Genomic DNA, 20,540 nt, shown 5'->3' with positions numbered 1-20,540 from the left:
AATGAATTTAAACTGCATTAAGGCTATCGTCTTTGATTTAGAAGGTACTCTATTAGATAGAGTAAAATCGCGTGAAAAGTTTATAGAAGAGCAATATGAACGGTTTCATGATTATTTTATTCATGTGCAATTAGCAGATTATAAGAATAAATTTATTGAATTAGACGATGATGAAGACAACGATAAACCTGATCTATATAAGGAAATCATTAAACAATTTCATATCGACCGTCTTAAATGGAAAGATTTATTTAATGACTTTGAAATGCATTTCTATCGTTACGTTTTCCCTTACTATGATACTTTGTATACATTAGAAAAGTTATCGAAACATCATTACATGATTGGTGTGATTGCAAATGGGAAATCCAAAATTAAACAATTTAGATTGCATTCATTGGGTATTATGCACGTTATTAATTATTTAACTACTTCTGAAACTGTAGGCTATCGTAAGCCACATCCTAAAATCTTTGAAGATATGATTGATCAATTGGGGGTTAAACCATCTGAAATAATGTATGTCGGAGATGATGCATTAAACGATGTTGCTCCTGCACGTGCAATGGGGATGGTAAGTGTGTGGTATAAACAAGAAGATGCAGAATTGGAGCCATTAACAGAAGAAGTAGATTATACGATTACTACCATAGAGGAATTGCTTAAAATTTTACCAGATAATTTTGAAACAGAAGGAGAAGAACAACATGGCAATGGATTTAATTACTAAACAAGACGGTACAACATTACACTATAGTACTATGGGACAAGGATATCCTGTCGTACTCGTGCATACCGCTTTTGATAATTATGCTGTTTTTAATGATTTAGCTAAGGTATTAGCAAAGTCTTTTCAGGTTGTGCTTATCGATTTGAGAGGACATGGTTACTCTGATAAGCCTAGAAATATAGAGTTTTATGACTTTGCTGACGATATAAAATTTTTATTAGATGCTATATATATAGATGAAGCAGCATTTATTGGGCACGAGATGGGGGCACTTATTGCTGCTGATATGTCTGTTAGAAATCCTGGCTATATATCCTCAATCACATTAGTTAATCCTACTTCAATAGAAGGTGAATTGCCTGAAGAACGCTTGTTCAGAAAATATGCGCATAAAATACGTAACTGGGAAGATGATAAGCAAGAAAAATTTTTAGATAAACGTAGATATTATAAAGCGCGTAAGATGAATAAATTTTTAAAGCATGTCGTTGATACAAATAGTATTTCTACTAAAGAAGAAATTCAAGCTGTTAAAGATGTCTTCAAATCTGAAGGTATTGCAGATGTTTTCAAGCATGTTCAAGTTCCTACGCTTATTGTTGCTGGAGAACACGGAGAACGTACAACTACACTAGAAGCTAAAGAAGTCGCAGATTTGATTCAACACTGTGAATTTAACGTCTATCAACATTCAAGTGCATATCCTTTTGTTGAAGAACAGGCTCAATTTACTCAAGAGACAACAAACTTCATTCAACAACATGCACCTAAATAAAAGAGTTCACACTGAGATTTTGTAAGGTAATAATCAATGAATTAAGAAAGATAGGTTTCTCTATAAGCGCTAAAACAGTTGTTAAAAAAGTCATCTACTAAATCCACGTAATCATTTTGTAATATTATTGTTATTTTAGTAATATTTATAGTACAATTAACATGAGCACAGAAGACATAAAGAATTAAAGGAGTGAGTGCTTATGAAGAAACTAATAACATCATTACTTGTTTTAGGATTAGTTTTAACTGGAGTAAGCGTTGGAAACAACGTTGAAGCGGCAACTGGTAATTCAATGAAAACAGTACAACAATTAAACAAAGGTGATAAATCATTAGAAAACGTTAAGATAGGCGAATCAATGAAGAGTGTATTAAAAAAGTATAGTCATCCTATCTATTCTTATAACCCAAATAGTAATGAAAAGTATTACGAATTTAGAACTGATAAAGGTGTTTTGCTAGTAACAGCTAATGGTAAAAAAGAAAGAGGAAATGTTACACGCGTATCAATGACATATAATGATGCAAACGGCCCTTCATACAAAGCCGTAAAACAACAACTTGGTCATAAAGCTATAAGTCGTGTACATTATAATAATGTTACAGGTAACTTTGGCTATATTCAAAAAGATCAAGCAAGTTATCAATTCAGTTCAAATTCACCAAAGGATAAAAATGTGAAGTTATATCGTATAGATTTAAATAAATAAGAAGAATTGGATATACGTTTTATAAGATAAAATAGTTTGAAATTTGAAGAGTTTAAAGTTGAAATCATAATTTGTAAAATGGATTTCACTTTAGCTCTTCTTTTCATTTTAGTTGCTAATGATGATATGATTAATCATTATGTTCAAGTAAAATTGTAAGATGTATGATAAAATTTTAATTTGAAAATGATTAACTTATGAAATCTACAAATTACATCAAGATTTAAATGAAAAGGAGTAAATCATGCGTACGAATGATAAAGTATTACTCGAAAATATTAATGATTATTTTAGTCACAAAGGAATGTCACCACACTTAATTGATGATATAAAAGAAAAATATCGACAAGATATTAAAAAGTCTGAAGAAAAAGATCAAGATTACATTGAATATAGAGGTAAATCACCTGCGCAATTAATATTAACAATTCAGCGTAATTTGTTTGCATTACAACTCAATCCAATGATTTTCTTTATCATTAACTTTATTCTTATTTCATATTTGTACGATAAACAATATGTACCTTTTCAAGCAATTACCGGTATAAGCTTGTTTTATTGCTTAGTTATATTTCCAATAACACTCATTTTATATGTGCGTATTGCCAAAAAAAATTATCTATACAGTAATAAGTATGAAATGAGAACTGGAATAATCATTGGTATTATTGCTTTAATTCTAGTAATTATGCAAGGGTTTCACTTTAACTGGGCTATTATTCCTATTTCTATCTATGGTCATCAGTTTGTATTTTTCGCTGGAATTATTTTAAGTCTTGTTGGTATATTCTTTAAACGTATAGAATTTGTAGGAGTTGGCTTACTATTTTGTCAAAAAACAATAGATGCAATGGTAACTGACCCGGAAATTGCACAGTTTTTCTCTTTAGCAATTTGGATTATACTTGTTGTGCTAATCATTTTTTATACGATACGTTTATCTGAACGCACTAAATCATCATAATACAAAGATTTAAACTCAGAAAATATGCTAGACATATCTTTCTGAGTTTTTTAATTTATTAAAATATATCATTTGTTTACCATATAAGTTTGTTTTAGAAAATGAATCACTATTTTAATATACAAATAATTTAATTACACTGAAAATAACCTAAAAGCGTAACACTATTTTAATATGGGTATATAAATGACTAAAGGGAGGTGCCAAGATGAATAAAATTCAAATTTGTAATCAGATTGAACTTAACTATATTGATGAAGGCGAAGGCATCCCCATCATTTTAATTCATGGATTAGATGGAAACTTGGCAGGATTTAAAGATTTAAAAAATGAACTCAAGAAGCAGTATAGAGTAATTACTTATGATGTCAGAGGTCATGGAAAATCTTCACGAACAGAATCATATGAATTAAAAGATCATGTTGAAGATTTAAATGATTTAATGGGAGCATTAAATATCGATTCTGCACATATTTTAGGACATGATATGGGGGGCATCATTGCGAGTGAATTTACTGAAAAATATCAATATAAAGTGATTACATTGACAATTGTTTCGGCCAAAAGTGAAGACATTGCAAATGGTTTCAACAAATTAATGGTTGATTACCAAGAAGAATTAGCAGGCTTTAATAAATCTGAGGCAATGATTATTTTATTCTCTAAATTATTTAAAGAGAAAGATAAAGCAATGAAATGGTATCAAAGCCAAAAATTATACAATAGACCAACTCCGGAAGAAAGTGCAATTGCAGTACGTGCATTGCTTAATATTAAAGATTTAACTCGTGTTCATCATAATGTGTCCATACCTACTTTAATTGTGAATGGTAAGTATGACCCACTCATACAAAATAAAAGTCATTATGATATGGATCAATATTATGATCAAGTTACAAAAATTGTATTTGATAATTCAGGACATGCACCACATATCGAGGAACCAGAAAAATTCCTGAAACTCTACTTAGATTTTGTTAGTTAAAAAATAAGAACATAAATAAAAACCCTTAAATGATTATTGTCGGAAAATCATTTGAGGGTTTTGTAGTAGCAGTAAAGTTTGGACTCAGATCACTATCGTATTAACTTAATAAAAGAGTAAAACAGTCTTATCTTTCATAAGTGAAAGAAATATCTGTTTTACTCCCTAGCCATTATACTTCATTTTCATTATTTGCTTCTGTGATACGGTTGTTTACTCGTTTAAGTAAATCATCGATTTTTTTACGCTGCTTAGAATCTACTAAGATTAAAACAGTTCTTTCATCGTGTTCATTACGTTTTTTATTAAAGTAATTTTCTTGAGATAAATTTTTAACAGCTTTAACAACTTGAGGTTGTTTATAATTTAAGTGATTGATAATATCTTTAAGATAATATTCCTCTTCTTTATTCTCACTAATATAAGTTAATACTGCAAATTCTTCAAAGCTGATTGAGAATTCTTTTTTAATTATTCCTTTTAATCTGTCAGCATAAGTGACCATAGCTAATAATTCAAAGCAGTCATTGATTTTTGAAATAGCCATTAATGAAACCTCCCTATTTATATCATATCCATAAATCTTAAAACCCATCTTTTTAAATTTAAAGATAGTTAATTATATTATTGAATTAAGATTACTTGGATACTATACCCTAATTTATTAATTTATATCTATTTTTCTTATGAAAATACGAAAGTGTCCGTCATAATATAGTATTAATTTAAATTTAAAGAATATATTTAATGCTATATTATTTAGTTAATTATAACTAAATAAAATTAAGAAGTAAACAAATAAGTGTTTATAAAACAAATTATCTTTTAAAGTTTATACTTGAATTAGCAATGTAGCATTTGCTATATTCAAAAAAAATAAGATTGTTTCTAATTTTCCTTAATTTAATAAAAATTATACTAAAAAGAATACTTTTTGGAAAGAATTTTACTAACATTTTTTATATATAAATGTTTATTAATTTAGAAGTAGGATTTTTAACAACTTTTTCATCTATCAATAAGCCTTTAGTTATATTAATATACCCACTTTTTAAACTCTTTTTGTATGTTACTTCTCTTTTTGTAATTTTCCCGTTTTTTAGAATTAAAACATAGCGTTTTTGAACAATAGCTGACGTAGGTAACTCTATGTCATTTGAGGCTAATTTGATTTTAAAGTGTGTTCCAATTTGATGATTGGGTTGTGTAGAAAGTAAAATGTCGTAATATGAGACGCCATTTTTTATTTTTGATGGTATATTCGAAATTTCTTTAATTTTACTAGTAAATTGAGTGTTGTCACTAGATGTTACAGAAATATTTTGATTTATTTTTAATAAATTCAACTCAGATTCTGATATATTAGCACGAATAATACGTTCGTTGCTATTAATTTGCACTATCTTTTCGTTTGGTTTTGAAGGGATAGAATTAATATATGAAATACTTCCATTAATTGGTGAAAATAAAGTGGATTTAATTGAGGATTTAGTTTGAATCATTTGTAATTTTAGCTGATTAAGGAATGAATAATAATGTAAATCATTTTTAGAATTTAAAGTTTTGTTGTTACGTTCATTACTAAGTGTATTTTGGAGTTCCTCATATAAATGATCTTTTTCATAATTGTAATATTCTAACACTGGAGTGTTTTTAGATACTTTGCTATGATTTTTTACTAAAAGTTTTTGGAGTTGTCCTAAAGTGGGAGTGTAGTAGAAAATATAGCTGTTAAGAGGGGCTTGTATACCAGTTGTTGAAAGGAGTAATTTGGGCTTTGCTTTTATAGTTTTTATATTTTTAATATCTTCTGTTTTAGAAGTTAATTTAGAGAAAGTAATGTAACTAAAACTACAAGTTGTGAGAATGAAAATGAATAGTAATGAAGAAATAACGATGCGTTGCTTGGTCATGGATGTTCACCTCATAATATTATTGTGAGGTTATTATACACTATTATTTTAAATGAAAATATATTAATTTTAAAATAAGCATTACTTTTGGTTTGTATATTGTTTTATTTCAAAAAATAAAGTAAATCAATTTAATAAATTGAAAAATAGAAGGCTATCTTTAATTTTAAAATATATGATTCTACATAAATGTTACTATAAGAAGAATCACTCATAAAAACTGCCAACAAAGACAAAATCTTTGTTGGCAGTTCGAAATAGACATTTATTTGTATGAGGAATCTACATTAATATAAGCGGATAATTTTTATTCAGAATAAGGAATTTAAAATAATCGTAATAAAATAATACCTATAGCTATACATAATAATCCACCTAACTTACGTGATGTTATTTTGTTTTTAGGTGAACCCAACAAACCGAAATGATCGATAATAATACCCATAATCATTTGGCCCATCATAGCAATTATAGTAGTTAAAGCTGCTCCTAAGAAAGGCATTAAAATAATATTAGATGTTACGAATGCCATTCCTAGTATCCCTCCAATAAAATAAATAGATTTAATCTTACCTAGTGTTTTATGAGTAGATGATATTTTCAGACTACGATTAAATACTAATGTTAATATAAATAACGCTATTGTACCAACGCTAAATGATATGAGTGAAGCAAATATGGATGAGTGTGTGTGTTGAGCCAGTGTGCTGTTGATTGTTGTTTGGATTGGCGGAGCGAAACCAAATACGAATCCAATAAGCAACCAGAATACTATTGGTGTATTCTTATGTCTATTAACAGGATGTCTACGAACATAATTCATAAATATAATTCCAGTAATTAAAAATATAATTCCAACACCTTTAAATAATGTAAAAGATTGTTGATGGGCGCCCAATAATCCAAATGTATCAATGATTACACCCATAATAATTTGCCCTGTAACCGTAATAACAACAGTAAGTGCTGCGCCTAATCTTGGTAATAATAATAAGTTTCCAGTTAAATAGATAACACCTAATAGTCCTCCTAGGACCCAAGTATAGTTAAGTGTTTGCTTAGAAAAGAATTCTGGTGTTAATACTTGTGGATGAATAATGATATTAAGCACAAGTAAGCATATTGTTCCGACAGCAAAAGATATGGTTGAAGCATAAAAAGATGAACGGGTAAATTGGCTTAGCCTTGAGTTGATTGAAGTTTGAATAGGAAGTAACATGCCAACAAAAATTCCTAAAAGATATAGAAAAAACAATGATAAAAACCAACTTTCTCAATTTAATATGATTATCATACCATTCATAATCATGTTTCTAAAATGATTGAGCCATAAGCAAAGTATAGAAATAAGTTGTGAATGTTCCGAGGTGTCATACAGCCGATACTATTTTGATGAATCATTATAATAAAATGCACATTAAACAAGTTTTAGAATTAAAAAAAGCGAGACATCATTTTGAATTTGATATCTCACTTCATATTAATAAAAGAACAATGTAAATTAAGTTCTTTTTTAGACTTGAACAATTTTAAAAAATTTGTTCTTCGATAAGTCTTTTTTATGATTTTAGTACTTTAAATAAAGCGTCAAAAATAATGTTTTATGAATTAATTTTTATCTTCAAATATAACAGTTGTCCTTTTATCAATAAGTTGTGCAGCATAAATTTTGACAGGCTTTCCCAAACTAAATCTTAAAATGTCTAATTCTAAAAGTTGGTTCATACTTTCTTTAATTAATTGTTCTGTAGTAATAGCGTTAAAATCGGGTAATAGTAATTTGACGGGTTTATTAAGATTTGATTTAAATACGAGTTCCAAAGTTTTTGACATACTGATGTATCCTCCTTAAATTAAAGATTCTGTTTTAACGATCTCGACTTTGTCATACTCTTCGCCACTGATACGTTCAATGATGGAACGAAAAGATTTGATTTGATCATTAGAAACAAGCGGATTAATGTTAGAAAAACGACGCTTATGTTCGACTACTTTACCTTCAGAATTATGTTTGATTTGAGTAAAGATAATCGTCACTTGATTGACTTCATTCATAATAAAACCTCCTTTCACTATATATATCGAAATAGATTGAAAAAAAAGGACACATTTTTTGAAAAATATAGGCAAATGCCTTTGATGTGATACAAACGTCATTTATCATTAATTATGAAACCTGTTTTAGAAGGTATATGAGGTAAGTAGAATTGTTAAGTTGTAAAAGAAAAAATTGGAACCTGATATTTAAAATAACCAACTTAAAAGATTGATCAGTGTCTAAAATTACTATTTATATATGAATTAAAATATTAAGATCTCCCAATATGAGAATGAATTAGTTTAAGTTTATCGATGATTGAAAAATTATAGCCTCATGGATTCTATCTTATATAAAATAAAGTTCTATTCCCTTTTGGATATAAATAAGAATAGTTACCTTTTTGTGATATGCCAATTCAGAAAAAAAGCGACAGTGCTTGAATCTATGTATGCTCAATAAACTCATTCAAATCAACTAGCAATATCAAATCATAAATCGTGTTGCACCATAATAAGGATTAAAACCTGTTAGTTTAACTAATTTAAGAAAAACATTTGATTATCTTCTCTTTCAATCGGGAATATTAATTTCTATCATTCAACAATATTTTGGATATCAGATAACTTAAGAAATATTGAGATTTATTGAAATACGATATGTTTCAAATCGCCATACAATGATTACACTTAATAAATGATTACACTTAATATAAATGTAAAAAGAAAAGGAGGGGTTAAATGAGTTTAGTATATCTTATGGCGACTAATTTATTAGTCATGCTCATAGTTTTATTCACTCTGAGTCATCGTCAACTAAGAAAGGTTGCGGGCTATGTTGCATTAATAGCTCCTATTGTGACATCTACATATTTTATTATGAAAATACCAGATGTGATTCGAAATAAGTTTATTGCTGTTCGATTACCATGGATGCCTTCAATTGATATTAATTTAGATTTAAGATTAGATGGTTTAAGTTTAATGTTCGGCTTAATTATTTCGCTAATAGGTGTGGGTGTATTTTTTTATGCTACGCAATATTTATCCCACAGTACGGACAATCTTCCTAGATTTTTCATCTATTTACTATTATTTATGTTCAGTATGATTGGCATTGTAATAGCTAATAATACCATCTTAATGTATGTATTTTGGGAACTCACAAGTATTTCCTCATTCTTGCTTATATCCTATTGGTACAATAATGGTGAAAGTCAATTAGGCGCCATTCAATCTTTCATGATTACAGTGTTTGGTGGGCTAGCGTTATTAACAGGATTTATCATTTTATATATCATTACAGGAACAAACACAATTACTGATATCCTTAATCAACGCAATGCAATTTCACGACATCCTTTATTTATACCAATGATTTTGATGCTATTATTAGGTGCTTTTACCAAATCTGCACAATTTCCGTTTCATATTTGGTTACCAAAGGCCATGGCAGCACCTACACCAGTAAGTGCTTATCTTCATTCGGCAACAATGGTAAAGGCTGGAATCTTTTTACTATTTAGATTTACACCTTTATTGGGACTTAGTAATGTTTATATTTATACAGTGACATTTGTTGGTCTAATAACTATGTTATTTGGATCTTTAACTGCTTTACGACAATACGACTTAAAAGGTATACTCGCTTATTCTACAATAAGTCAATTAGGTATGATTATGACAATGGTAGGTCTAGGTGGCGGTTATGCTCAGCACACATCAGATGAATTGTCTAAGTTTTATATTTTAGTTTTATTTGCTGGCTTATTCCATTTAATGAATCATGCGGTTTTTAAATGTGCATTATTTATGGGCGTTGGTATCATTGATCACGAGTCCGGAACACGTGATATTCGTTTGCTAAATGGTATGCGTAAAGTCTTCCCTAAAATGCATATTGTCATGTTGCTCGCTGCATTATCTATGGCAGGTGTTCCTTTTTTAAATGGCTTTTTAAGTAAGGAAATGTTTTTAGATTCGTTAACTAAAGCAAACGAACTTGATCAATATGGCTTCGTATTAACGTTTGTGATTATTTCAATAGGTGTCATCGCGAGTATATTGACTTTTACTTATGCACTTTACATGATAAAAGAAACATTCTGGGGAAATTACAATATAGAAAAATTTAAACGTAAACAAATACATGAACCATGGCTATTTAGTTTACCAGCTGTGATTTTAATGTTACTCATTCCAGTTATCTTCTTTGTTCCAAACGTTTTTGGCAACTTTGTTATTTTGCCCGCAACCAGATCTGTATCTGGGATAGGTGCGGAGGTTGATGCATTTGTGCCACATATTTCTCAGTGGCATGGTGTGAATCTTCCATTAATTTTAAGTATAGTTGTTATTATTATTGGACTTATTTTAGCTCTAGTTGTGAATTGGAAAGAGGTTACGCATCAAATAATCAAAAGTGCTTCGATTACAGATGGCTATCGGAAAATTTATAGAGAATTTGAATTATACTCAGCCCGTGGTATACGTGCATTGATGAATAATAAATTGAATTATTACATCATGATTACATTATTTATTTTTGTAGCTATTGTAGTTTATGGATATTTGACTGTGGGTTTTCCTCATGTACATCAGCTTCATATTAGTTCTTTCGGACCGTTGGAAGTTATCTTATCAGTTGTAACATTGATTATCGGCATTTCATTAATCTTTATTCGTCAACGACTAACGATGGTGGTATTGAATGGAATGATTGGATTCGCAGTTACATTATATTTTATTGCAATGAAAGCTCCAGATTTAGCTTTAACACAGTTAGTTGTTGAAACTATTACGACAATCTTATTTATTGTTAGTTTTTCGAGACTACCTAACATCCCTCGAGTTAAGGCAAATTTAAAAAAAGAGACCTTCAAAATCATTGTGTCACTTGTTATGGCATTGACGGTGGTATCACTTATTTTTGTTGCTCAACAAGCAGATGGTATGCCTTCAATTGCTAAATTTTATGAAGATGCATATGAACTTACAGGTGGAAAAAATATTGTCAATGCTATACTAGGTGACTTCAGAGCTTTAGATACTATGTTTGAAGGACTAGTGTTAATCATAGCTGGATTAGGTATTTATACGTTACTTAATTACAAAGATAGGAGGGGGCAAGATGAAAGAGAATGATGTAGTACTTAAATCAGTTACAAAAATTGTAGTGTTTATTTTGTTAACATTTGGATTTTATGTATTTTTTGCTGGCCATAATAATCCAGGTGGTGGCTTTATTGGTGGCTTGATTTTTAGCTCGGCATTTATCTTAATGTTTCTTGCCTTTGATGTAAATGAAGTGTTGAAAAGCTTGCCTATTGATTTTAAAAAATTAATGATTATAGGTTCACTCATATCTGTTGCAACTGCATCAGTGCCTATGTTTTTTGGGAAGCCATTTTTATATCAAACTGAAGCAAATGTAACATTTCCATTACTAGGACATGTTCATGTTACTACTGTGACTTTATTTGAGCTTGGCATCTTATTAACAGTAGTAGGTGTGATTGTTACAGTTATGCTATCTATAAGTGGGGGTAGATCATGAATTTAATATTACTCCTTGTGATAGGATTTTTAGTGTTTATTGGAACTTATATGATTTTATCTATTAATTTAATTCGTATTGTTATTGGTATTTCTATTTATACACACGCCGGTAATTTAATTATTATGAGTATGGGGAAATATGGACCTCATATGTCTGAACCGCTAATTCAAGGTCATGCTCAAAACTTTGTTGATCCTTTATTACAAGCTATCGTTTTAACAGCTATTGTGATTGGATTTGGTATGACTGCGTTTTTATTGGTGTTAATATATAGAACTTACAGAGTAACTAAAGAGGATGAAATAAGTGCATTGAAAGGTGATGAAGATGATGAGTAATTTAATAATATTGCCTATGTTGTTGCCTTTTGTATGTGCTTTAATTTTAGTCTTCACTAAAAATAAAAATCGTATTTCGAAAATCCTATCCATTACAACTATGATTGTTAATACAATGATTTCAATTGCTTTACTTATTTATGTCGTTAATCATAAACCGATAACACTTGATTTTGGGGGATGGAAAGCACCTTTCGGCATTCAATTTCTAGGTGATTCACTGAGTCTGCTTATGGTGTCAGTATCATCTTTTGTTGTTACGCTAATAATGGCATACGGCTTTGGTAGAGGGGAGAAGCGAGTCAATCGATTTCACCTTCCTACATTTATTCTTTTATTAACAGTAGGTGTTATTGGTTCGTTTTTAACTTCTGATTTATTTAACCTATACGTGATGTTTGAAATTATGCTTCTTGCTTCGTTTGTACTTGTTACATTAGGACAATCTGTTGAACAATTACGTGCAGCGATAGTATATGTTGTTCTGAATATTTTAGGTTCGTGGTTGCTTTTATTAGGAATTGGCATGTTATATAAGACAGTCGGAACACTTAATTTCTCACATTTAGCGATGCGATTGAATCATATGGAAAATAACCAAACAATAACGATGATATCTTTAGTATTTCTAGTTGCTTTTAGTTCAAAGGCAGCACTAGTGATTTTCATGTGGTTACCTAAAGCATATGCAGTGCTTAATACGGAACTTGCCGCGTTATTTGCAGCATTGATGACAAAAGTTGGAGCTTATGCGCTTATTCGTTTTTTTACTTTACTATTCGACCATCATCCAAGCGTCACGCATACATTGCTCGTGTTTATGGCTTGTATCACAATGATTATCGGTGCATTTGGTGTCATCGCTTACAAAGATATTAAGAAAATTGCGGCTTATCAAGTTATTTTGTCTATTGGATTCATTATTTTAGGTTTAGGTTCTCATACTATATCAGGTGTAAATGGTGCTATCTTCTATTTAGCGAATGATATTATCGTTAAGACATTATTGTTTTTTGTAATTGGTAGTCTTGTTTATATGTCAGGCTATCGAAATTATCAGTATTTAAGTGGACTGGCAAAAAGAGAACCATTCTTTGGTGTTGCATTTGTCGTGGTAATTTTTGCTATAGGTGGCGTACCTCCTTTTAGTGGCTTTCCGGGTAAAGTCTTAATATTCCAAGGGGCTATTACAAATGGTAATTATATTGGTTTAGCACTTATGATTGTGACAAGTTTAATTGCTATGTATAGTCTTTTTAGAGTGATGTTTATAATGTATTTTGGTGATGCTGACGGAGAACAAGTACAATTTAGACCACTACCTATTTATCGTAAAGGTTTACTTAGTGTTTTAGTTGTAGTGGTATTAGCGATGGGTATTGCAGCCCCTGTTGTTCTGAAAGTAACAGAGGATGCAACAAATCTTAATATGAAAGAAGATGTCTTTCAAAAGAATGTAAATACACATTTGAAGGAGGTTAATCATAAGTGAAGCAAGTTGTATTAAATATTGTTATCGCGTTCCTTTGGGTACTCTTTCAAGATGAAGATGAATTTAAATTTACAACCTTCTTTGCTGGATTTTTAATTGGTTTAATTGTGATTTATATTCTGCATCGCTTTTTTGGTGAAGAATTTTATTTGAAAAAGATATGGGTGGCTATTAAATTTTTAGCTGTATACCTATACCAGCTTATTACTTCTAGTATAAGTACCATAAATTACATCTTATTTAAGACGAATGAAGTTAATCCAGGTTTACTCACATATGAAACTTCATTAAAAAGTAATTGGGCTATTACTTTTTTAACGATTTTAATTATTATTACTCCAGGATCGACAGTTATTCGAATTTCTAAAAATACTAATAAATTTTTTATTCACAGTATTGATGTGTCAGAAAAAGATAAAGAAAATCTTCTAAAAAGTATTAAGCAGTATGAGGATTTAATTTTGGAGGTGACACGATGATTGAAATGTTCACTCAAATATTTATTATAAGTGCATTAGTGATTTTTGGTATGGCACTACTTGTTTGTCTAGTCAGATTAATTAAAGGTCCCACTACTGCTGATAGAGTTGTATCATTTGATGCCTCGAGTGCTGTTGTTATGTCTATTGTTGGTGTGATGAGCGTTATTTTTAACTCAGTGTCTTATTTAGATTCAATCATGTTAATTGCAATTATTTCGTTTGTCAGTTCGGTCTCAATTTCAAGATTCATCGGGGAAGGACGTGTCTTCAATGGAAATCATAAAAGACATCGTTAGTCTTATTGCTTCGATACTTATTTTCTTAGGAAGTATTATTGCATTAATTAGTGCAATAGGGATTGTAAAATTTCAAGATGTCTTTCTAAGAAGTCACGCCTCAACGAAAAGTTCTACATTGTCAGTATTACTAACTGTAGTTGGTGTACTGATCTATTTTATTGTGAATTCAGGTTTTTTCAGTGTCAGATTATTATTATCACTAGTTTTTATCAATCTTACATCTCCGGTTGGAATGCATTTGATAAGTAGAGCGGCCTACCGTAATGGTGCATATATGTACAGGAAAGACGATGCATCTAGACAATCTACTATCTTATTAAGCCAAAAAGAGTTTAATACGCCAGAAGAATTAAAAAAACGTGCAAAACTACGAGAAGAAAGACGAGAAAAATTATACTATAAAGAAAAAGAATATATTAATAAAATGGACGATTGATTGTTTAAGCTTTTAAACTACTAGCATATAAAAGATATATCTTTTATATGCTAGTAGTTTTTTGTATATCTGAGGTGAAGATATTAATGATATAAAAGCTATTTATTTAAGAATCTGGTTAATAAATGATAAAATTGTAAACAAGAATAATTGTGAATGACAGTTGTCACTAATTTTTTCAATGAAATTACACATAAGCATTTTCTCGTTCGAAGAAGCGAGCTTCATAAGTTAATTTAAATGTTCATGTTTGATTTCACTGATAAAGAAAATAATTGAGTTTTGAATAGTATATTTGTGGCATGATTGAGTGTTAATAGTTATGTCCTTACAGGAATGACTCTATTGTTATTATTTCACTTCTTCAGTGTTGCAGTAGATAACCTTGCAACTTTTTATTGTTTTGATGACTAAATTTGCAATTAAAAATTAATAAAGAGGTGAAAGTGTGGAGATATTTGAAACTCTACTCATATTTGTCGCACTAGTTATTGTGAGCTCCTTTGTACATACTTTCATACCTAAAGTACCTCTTGCATTTATCCAAATTTTCCTTGGGATGATTTTATACCTCACTCCCATTCCAGTTGAATTCAATTTTGATTCTGAATTATTTATGGTTACATTGATTGCACCACTACTATTCGTTGAGGGTGTTAATGTTTCAAGAGTACATTTAAGGAAGTATATCAAACCTGTTATGATGATGGCTCTAGGTCTTGTCATAACTACCGTTATAGGCGTAGGATTGTTTATTCATTGGATTTGGCCTGAATTACCTATAGGTGCTGCTTTCGCAATTGCGGCTATACTTTGTCCTACAGACGCTGTTGCGGTACAAGCAATCACGAAAGGTAAGGTTTTACCAAAAGGTTCAATGACCATTCTTGAAGGTGAATCTTTACTTAATGATGCTGCAGGTATCATTTCATTTAAAATTGCCGTAGGTGTATTGATTACTGGAACTTTTTCCATTTTTGATGCGATTCAACAATTTTTGATTGCCTCTATTGGAGGTGCTATTGTTGGTCTAATTATAGGCATGGCTTTAGTGAGATTTCGTTTAACATTAATGAGACGTGGCATTGAGAACATTAACATGTTTACATTTATACAATTGCTGACGCCGTTTGTCACTTATTTGATTGCTGAATTATTCCATGCATCAGGGATTATTGCAGCAGTAGTTGCGGGACTCGTGCATGGATTTGAACGTGACCGTATAGCTCAAACGAGAACACAATTACAGATGAGCTATAATCACACATGGAGTATTTTAGGCTACGTTTTAAATGGTTTTGTGTTTTCAATCTTAGGTTTTTTAGTACCTGAGGTAATAGTGAAAATTATTAAAACTGAACCGCATAATTTATTATTCTTAATCGTCATCACATTGCTAGTCGCTCTTGCGGTGTATCTCTTTAGATTTGTGTGGGTATATGTACTTTATCCTTATTTCTATTTATCTGTCAGTCCATTCCAAAAAATGATTTCTAAAAATGATGAAGATAAAGTTACTGAGAGTAAACCTAAGCGTAGCTTATATGCACTAATCATGACTCTATGTGGTGTACATGGAACCATTTCACTCGCAATCGCCTTAACCTTGCCATATTTATTAGCAAATCATGAAACATTTGCTTATCGAAATGATTTATTATTTATTGCTTCCGGAATGGTAATATTAAGTTTAATTATTGCACAAGTCATTCTGCCTTTAGTAACGCCTGATAGCCCTGAAGTGAAGATAGGTAATATGTCATTTAAAGAGGCGAGAATCTACATTTTAGAACATGTTATCGATTACCTAAATCAAAAATCGACGTTTGAAACGAGTTACCGTTATGGAAACGTCATTAAAGATTACCACGATAAACTCACATTTTTAAAAACGGTTGAAAAGGAAGATGAAAACTCCAAAGAACTAGAACGACTTCAAAAGATTGCATTTAACGTAGAAACAAAAACGCTAGAGAAATTGGTTGATGATGGCGAAATTACTGAGAGTGTTCTTGAAAACTATATGCGTTACGCTGAACGAACAGAAGTGTATAAACAAGCTTCGTTATTAAGACGAATTATTGTTGGTTTAAGAGGAATGCTATTGAAACGTCGTGTAAAAACAAAAATTAATTCGGCATCATCTCTTAGTGTTACTGATAACTTATTAGAATTGGGTAAAATCAATAAGCTTGTTCATTATAACGTCGTAAGTCGTTTAGCCAAAGAAGCTACTACTGATAATAAACTAGAAGTAGGTATGATTTGCGATGGATATCTGATGAGAATAGATAACTTAACACCAAACAATTTCTTTAATTCCAGACATGAAGATACACTTACCAAAATTAAATTAAATGCTTTAAGAGAACAACGTCGTATTCTAAGAGAACTAATTGAAAATGATGAGATAACAGAAGGTACTGCATTAAAATTAAGAGAATCCATTAATTATGATGAAATGGTAATTGTAGATAGTATGACATAATGAATAAAAAATAATATATAAGCAAAGCTTCCAAATGACTTCTTAAACTAAAGTTGATTTGGAAGCTTTTCTCATTTTAAAGGAAATGGTTGTTTAGAATATATTGCTCGGTTAAACATATTTGTATAGATCGTATTCATGTAGTTTAAAATTTTATTTAAAATGAAAAAGTTGCACTAATATCAACTGATTAGTGCAACTAACCTCTCCATGGGGAGGATAATGGATACCACGGAGATAACTGAGTGATTATTTGTGGCTTTAGTAACTATTCAAAAATTGAATAGAACTTATAAATACTAATTACTATATAATGACACAAGTAATTAGATATTCATTGTATATACATTATTCACATTTATCGCTCAAAAATATGAAGTAATGTATTGGTACATCATCATTATTTAAAGCACCATTTACGGAGAGGGTGGGGCTTCAGTTTATTATGATAATGCACAGCTAACTAATACCACCATATCGTGTGTAAAAGATGTTGTTTATATTATAGGAGGGTAATATAAAACCACACGATATGGGACTACTAGTTATATAGTATGATGAGTATAAAGGAGTAATCCTCTGCTCAAAATTTTTCAATATAATGGCAGACGATGACTGAGTTGAAAGTTGGCTTATAATAAGTTGCTTCAACTAAAGTCTTCGTTGCCATTAGCGACCGAATTCAAAACGAATCCGGTCTTATTAACATATCATTTAGGGCTATTTTTACCATGTTATTTCATACTACCATGTATTGTATCAATATTAGATTTCATCATTTTATAGTATGAGTCACCTTTAGTACCTTCCTTACCTATAGAGTCGGTAAATACTTCACCATAAATATCTTTCTTAGTTTCTTCTGATAAACTTTGCATAGCTTTTTTATCTACGCTTGTTTCGACTAATAAATGTTTTAAATGATTATCTTTAACAAATTTAATGGCTTGTTTCATTTGACCAGGTGTACCTTGTTTTTCTGTGTTTATCTCCCAAATATAACCTGGTTTAACATCGAATTGTTGAGCAAAATATTTAAATGCACCTTCACTTGTCATCATGGCACGTTGATTTTTGGGTATGTCATCAAATTTATTTTTACTATCTTTATTAAGTTCTTCTAATTTTGATATATATGCATTCCCTTGTTTTTCATATGTAGACTTATCTTTTTTATCATGATGTTCTAGTGATTTTTGTATTGTTTTTACGTATTTAATTCCATTCTCTAAACTTAACCATGCATGTGGATCTTGTTTGTTTTTGTTACCTTCCTCACCATTTAAGTATATTGGTTTAACATTATTTGATGCTGCTATCACATTTTTATCTTTTGTTGATTTTCCTGCTTGGTCAAGTGCTTTTTCAAACCAACCATTTCCAGTTTCTAGGTTTAAACCATTATAAAATACAACGTCAGCATCTGTTAATGCTTTAATATCTTTAGGTTTAACCTCATATTCATGTGGATCTTGTCCTACTGGAACGATGCTATGAACATCGACCTTATTTCCACCGACACGTTTAACCATGTCATAGAGAATAGAGTTTGTAGTTACAACTTTTAATTTTCCTTCATGTGAGTGATGTTCATGGTTACTGTGATTCCCACATGCGGCAAGGATAATTAAAAATGCTATTGCTAAAGCGAGAATTTTTTTCACGTTAAAGCGCTCCTTTTTTGTTTATTTTTAATTCTAGTAATTGATAGCGTTACAATATAAATCATAAAGGTACAGATTACAATAGTTGCTCCACTTGGAATATTATATATATAACTAAAATATAGACCGATAATCGAACTTATCACGCTGATTATGCTTGCAATTACCATCATGGCATAAAGTTGTTTACTGATTAAAAAAGCTGTAGAAGCTGGAGTGATTAGTAAAGCAACTACAAGGATAATTCCAACTGTTTGTATGCTCGCAACAGTTACAAGTGCGAGTAATAACATGACAAAGTAGTGAATTAATGTTGTGTTCAGCCCGCTCATACGACTAAAAGTTGCATCAAATGTTGAAATCATTAAAGGTCTATAAAAGATAATAATAAGTAAAATAACCAGTACAGTAATGACAATTGTTGTCCAAAATGATTGATGTGTAATTGCTAATAAATTGCCAAATAAAATGTGATATAAATCTGTTGTACTATTGATTAAACTAATAATTATGACGCCAGATGCTAGGAATGCAGTGAAACTTATTCCTATTGCAGCATCTGGTTTTGTTTTACTGTTTGAAGTAATAAAACCAATAAACAAACTTGCAAGCATTCCCGTTACAAGTGCCCCGATAAACATTGGAATATTAAATAAGAAAGATAAAGCAACACCTGGTAAAACAGCATGACTCATGGCATCACCCATTAAAGAAAGACCACGTAAAACAATAATGCTACCCATCGTTCCACATACAATCCCAACTAAAATAGATGTGATTAATGCACGATTTAAAAATTGATAACTAAGCAAATGGTTAATGAAATCTAACATCTAATTCGTACTCCCTTGTGAGGATAGTGTTAAAAGCGAATCATCTTTGTAATTAATGAAAGTTGCATTTAATCGTTCAGATGATAATGCTTCTTTTGTTGGCCCTAAAAACTGCAACGATTGATTTAATAATAAAATGCGGTCAAAATATTGATCTGCTTTTGATAAGTCATGATGAACAATTAAAATCAATTTACCCATATGTCTTAAATGTTTAATTTTCTTCATAATAAGTTGTTCGCTATAAATGTCGATGCCAACAAAAGGTTCGTCTAAACAATAAATATCACTATTACTCATAAGTGCTCTTGCAACAAGAACACGTTGCAATTGTCCACCACTTAATTCTGCAATTTGTCGATGGCGTATATGGTCGAGTTCTAAATCATTAAGTAATTGGTTAAGTTTCGTTTTTTCAACTACACTTGCTTTTTTAAACCATCCAATGTCTTCATAACATCCTGATAGTATCACTTGATCCACTTTTATAGGAAAATCTAAATCAATATGAGCTTTTTGTGGGATATATGTAATATATCTAAGTTGTGTATGTATAGGGTGATCATATAATGTATGTTTACCGGTCGCTTTAAATTCTCCGATAAATGCTTTGAGAAGAGATGATTTACCGGCACCATTAGGTCCTACAATACCAATGATTTCACCATTTATAGGTAATGAGAATGTAATATCTTTAAGAATGTGCTTTTTTCCCAAAAATAAATTCAAATGATTCACTTCGAGCAATAATTAAAACCTCCTAATAAAAAGTTTAGGTTAACCTAATTTATTTTATAATATACTCTAAAGTTTTAACATGTCAAGTTAATTCA

21 protein-coding genes are annotated in these 20,540 nt (G+C 30.4%); 13 read left to right on the top strand and 8 right to left on the bottom strand.

Annotated elements, in window-relative coordinates:
* The first annotated feature begins 1 nt into the window (after window position 1).
* From FNL83_RS10520 to FNL83_RS10500, 5 genes are all read left to right on the top strand, one after another.
* Window positions 2-730 (top strand): HAD family hydrolase, encoded by a 729-nt coding sequence (locus FNL83_RS10520; RefSeq protein ID WP_001832134.1) that lies wholly within the window; start codon window positions 2-4, stop codon window positions 728-730.
* Window positions 708-1,505 (top strand): alpha/beta fold hydrolase, encoded by a 798-nt coding sequence (locus tag FNL83_RS10515; protein ID WP_002438782.1) that lies wholly within the window; start codon window positions 708-710, stop codon window positions 1,503-1,505. Before FNL83_RS10520 ends, FNL83_RS10515 begins: the two co-directional genes overlap by 23 nt.
* Before the next feature lie 202 nt (window positions 1,506-1,707).
* Window positions 1,708-2,217 (top strand): SA0570 family protein, encoded by a 510-nt coding sequence (locus FNL83_RS10510; RefSeq protein ID WP_002438783.1) that lies wholly within the window; start codon window positions 1,708-1,710, stop codon window positions 2,215-2,217.
* A gap of 244 nt (window positions 2,218-2,461) precedes the next feature.
* Window positions 2,462-3,181, top strand: coding sequence for a hypothetical protein (locus FNL83_RS10505; RefSeq protein WP_002456002.1), 720 nt, complete (start codon window positions 2,462-2,464; stop codon window positions 3,179-3,181).
* 208 nt (window positions 3,182-3,389) lie between these two features.
* Window positions 3,390-4,166: an alpha/beta fold hydrolase gene (locus tag FNL83_RS10500; RefSeq protein ID WP_001832174.1), complete on the top strand. Its 777-nt coding sequence runs from the start codon at window positions 3,390-3,392 to the stop codon at window positions 4,164-4,166.
* A 172-nt stretch (window positions 4,167-4,338) separates the two neighbouring features.
* Here the strand turns inward: FNL83_RS10500 and sarA are convergent, their stop codons facing one another.
* The 5 genes from sarA to sroA form a co-directional block, all read right to left on the bottom strand.
* Window positions 4,339-4,713: a global transcriptional regulator SarA gene (gene sarA / locus FNL83_RS10495; RefSeq protein WP_001832055.1), complete on the bottom strand. Its 375-nt coding sequence runs from the start codon at window positions 4,711-4,713 to the stop codon at window positions 4,339-4,341.
* A 412-nt stretch (window positions 4,714-5,125) separates the two neighbouring features.
* Entirely contained in the window at window positions 5,126-6,079 is a 954-nt protein-coding gene (locus FNL83_RS10490) for an efflux RND transporter periplasmic adaptor subunit (RefSeq protein WP_002438787.1), read from the bottom strand.
* A 325-nt stretch (window positions 6,080-6,404) separates the two neighbouring features.
* A complete protein-coding gene (locus FNL83_RS10485; RefSeq protein ID WP_001832125.1) occupies window positions 6,405-7,334 on the bottom strand; it encodes a DMT family transporter in 930 nt (309 codons plus the stop codon).
* 353 nt (window positions 7,335-7,687) lie between these two features.
* Window positions 7,688-7,912, bottom strand: a complete 225-nt coding sequence (locus tag FNL83_RS10470; protein WP_054828587.1) for a DUF2922 domain-containing protein — start codon at window positions 7,910-7,912, stop codon at window positions 7,688-7,690.
* Window positions 7,913-7,927: 15 nt separating this feature from the next.
* Entirely contained in the window at window positions 7,928-8,134 is a 207-nt protein-coding gene (gene sroA / locus FNL83_RS10465; RefSeq protein ID WP_001832147.1) for a sigS mRNA-stabilizing protein SroA, read from the bottom strand.
* A gap of 723 nt (window positions 8,135-8,857) precedes the next feature.
* On the opposite strand from sroA, the gene FNL83_RS10460 reads away from it, so the two are divergent.
* From FNL83_RS10460 to FNL83_RS10425, 8 genes are all read left to right on the top strand, one after another.
* The gene (locus FNL83_RS10460; RefSeq protein WP_002438805.1) at window positions 8,858-11,260 is read left to right on the top strand and encodes a DUF4040 family protein; all 2,403 of its coding nucleotides are present in this window, start codon (window positions 8,858-8,860) and stop codon (window positions 11,258-11,260) included.
* On the top strand, window positions 11,247-11,672 hold the full coding sequence (mnhB2, locus tag FNL83_RS10455) for a Na+/H+ antiporter Mnh2 subunit B (RefSeq protein ID WP_001832105.1): 426 nt from the start codon (window positions 11,247-11,249) through the stop codon (window positions 11,670-11,672). Before FNL83_RS10460 ends, mnhB2 begins: the two co-directional genes overlap by 14 nt.
* Window positions 11,669-12,013 carry a Na+/H+ antiporter Mnh2 subunit C gene (gene mnhC2 / locus FNL83_RS10450; RefSeq protein WP_001832057.1) on the top strand — a complete coding sequence of 115 codons (345 nt, stop codon included), beginning with the start codon at window positions 11,669-11,671 and terminating at the stop codon, window positions 12,011-12,013. The genes mnhB2 and mnhC2 overlap by 4 nt, the downstream gene beginning before the upstream one ends.
* Complete coding sequence (mnhD2, locus tag FNL83_RS10445; protein WP_011082609.1) at window positions 12,003-13,505, top strand: Na+/H+ antiporter Mnh2 subunit D; 1,503 nt, start codon at window positions 12,003-12,005, stop codon at window positions 13,503-13,505. Before mnhC2 ends, mnhD2 begins: the two co-directional genes overlap by 11 nt.
* Entirely contained in the window at window positions 13,502-13,984 is a 483-nt protein-coding gene (gene mnhE2, locus FNL83_RS10440) for a Na+/H+ antiporter Mnh2 subunit E (protein WP_001832121.1), read from the top strand. Before mnhD2 ends, mnhE2 begins: the two co-directional genes overlap by 4 nt.
* A complete protein-coding gene (mnhF2, locus tag FNL83_RS10435) occupies window positions 13,981-14,283 on the top strand; it encodes a Na+/H+ antiporter Mnh2 subunit F (protein WP_001832031.1) in 303 nt (100 codons plus the stop codon). The genes mnhE2 and mnhF2 overlap by 4 nt, the downstream gene beginning before the upstream one ends.
* Window positions 14,258-14,722: a Na+/H+ antiporter Mnh2 subunit G gene (mnhG2, locus tag FNL83_RS10430; protein ID WP_001832099.1), complete on the top strand. Its 465-nt coding sequence runs from the start codon at window positions 14,258-14,260 to the stop codon at window positions 14,720-14,722. Before mnhF2 ends, mnhG2 begins: the two co-directional genes overlap by 26 nt.
* Before the next feature lie 448 nt (window positions 14,723-15,170).
* The gene (locus FNL83_RS10425; protein WP_001832160.1) at window positions 15,171-17,210 is read left to right on the top strand and encodes a cation:proton antiporter; all 2,040 of its coding nucleotides are present in this window, start codon (window positions 15,171-15,173) and stop codon (window positions 17,208-17,210) included.
* Window positions 17,211-17,944: 734 nt separating this feature from the next.
* Here FNL83_RS10425 and mntC read toward each other — a convergent pair.
* From mntC to FNL83_RS10410, 3 genes are read right to left on the bottom strand one after another with little or no spacing between them, the layout of a single operon-like run.
* Window positions 17,945-18,874, bottom strand: coding sequence for a manganese ABC transporter substrate-binding lipoprotein MntC (gene mntC / locus FNL83_RS10420; protein ID WP_001832103.1), 930 nt, complete (start codon window positions 18,872-18,874; stop codon window positions 17,945-17,947).
* A complete protein-coding gene (locus FNL83_RS10415; RefSeq protein ID WP_001832042.1) occupies window positions 18,871-19,707 on the bottom strand; it encodes a metal ABC transporter permease in 837 nt (278 codons plus the stop codon). Before FNL83_RS10415 ends, mntC begins: the two co-directional genes overlap by 4 nt.
* Window positions 19,708-20,454 (bottom strand): metal ABC transporter ATP-binding protein, encoded by a 747-nt coding sequence (locus FNL83_RS10410; protein ID WP_001832084.1) that lies wholly within the window; start codon window positions 20,452-20,454, stop codon window positions 19,708-19,710.
* Window positions 20,455-20,540 lie beyond the last annotated feature (86 nt).

It is taken from the genome of Staphylococcus epidermidis (genome assembly GCF_006742205.1).
In the GTDB taxonomy this organism is placed as follows: Bacteria; Bacillota; Bacilli; order Staphylococcales; family Staphylococcaceae; genus Staphylococcus; species Staphylococcus epidermidis.
Note: the sequence above shows the minus strand (reverse complement) of the source record. Positions and strands in the feature narration are given on the sequence as shown.

Coding starts and splice junctions, on each gene's coding strand:
- mnhG2 (WP_001832099.1), top strand. CDS start 14,258: ATGGAAATCATAAAAGACATCGTTAGTCTTATTGCTTCGATACTTATT.
- FNL83_RS10500 (WP_001832174.1), top strand. CDS start 3,390: ATGAATAAAATTCAAATTTGTAATCAGATTGAACTTAACTATATTGAT.
- FNL83_RS10470 (WP_054828587.1), bottom strand. CDS start 7,912: ATGTCAAAAACTTTGGAACTCGTATTTAAATCAAATCTTAATAAACCC.
- sroA (WP_001832147.1), bottom strand. CDS start 8,134: ATGAATGAAGTCAATCAAGTGACGATTATCTTTACTCAAATCAAACAT.
- sarA (WP_001832055.1), bottom strand. CDS start 4,713: ATGGCTATTTCAAAAATCAATGACTGCTTTGAATTATTAGCTATGGTC.
- FNL83_RS10505 (WP_002456002.1), top strand. CDS start 2,462: ATGCGTACGAATGATAAAGTATTACTCGAAAATATTAATGATTATTTT.
- mnhB2 (WP_001832105.1), top strand. CDS start 11,247: ATGAAAGAGAATGATGTAGTACTTAAATCAGTTACAAAAATTGTAGTG.
- mnhD2 (WP_011082609.1), top strand. CDS start 12,003: ATGATGAGTAATTTAATAATATTGCCTATGTTGTTGCCTTTTGTATGT.
- mnhC2 (WP_001832057.1), top strand. CDS start 11,669: ATGAATTTAATATTACTCCTTGTGATAGGATTTTTAGTGTTTATTGGA.
- FNL83_RS10415 (WP_001832042.1), bottom strand. CDS start 19,707: ATGTTAGATTTCATTAACCATTTGCTTAGTTATCAATTTTTAAATCGT.
- FNL83_RS10510 (WP_002438783.1), top strand. CDS start 1,708: ATGAAGAAACTAATAACATCATTACTTGTTTTAGGATTAGTTTTAACT.
- FNL83_RS10460 (WP_002438805.1), top strand. CDS start 8,858: ATGAGTTTAGTATATCTTATGGCGACTAATTTATTAGTCATGCTCATA.
- FNL83_RS10520 (WP_001832134.1), top strand. CDS start 2: ATGAATTTAAACTGCATTAAGGCTATCGTCTTTGATTTAGAAGGTACT.
- mnhF2 (WP_001832031.1), top strand. CDS start 13,981: ATGATTGAAATGTTCACTCAAATATTTATTATAAGTGCATTAGTGATT.
- FNL83_RS10490 (WP_002438787.1), bottom strand. CDS start 6,079: ATGACCAAGCAACGCATCGTTATTTCTTCATTACTATTCATTTTCATT.
- FNL83_RS10515 (WP_002438782.1), top strand. CDS start 708: ATGGCAATGGATTTAATTACTAAACAAGACGGTACAACATTACACTAT.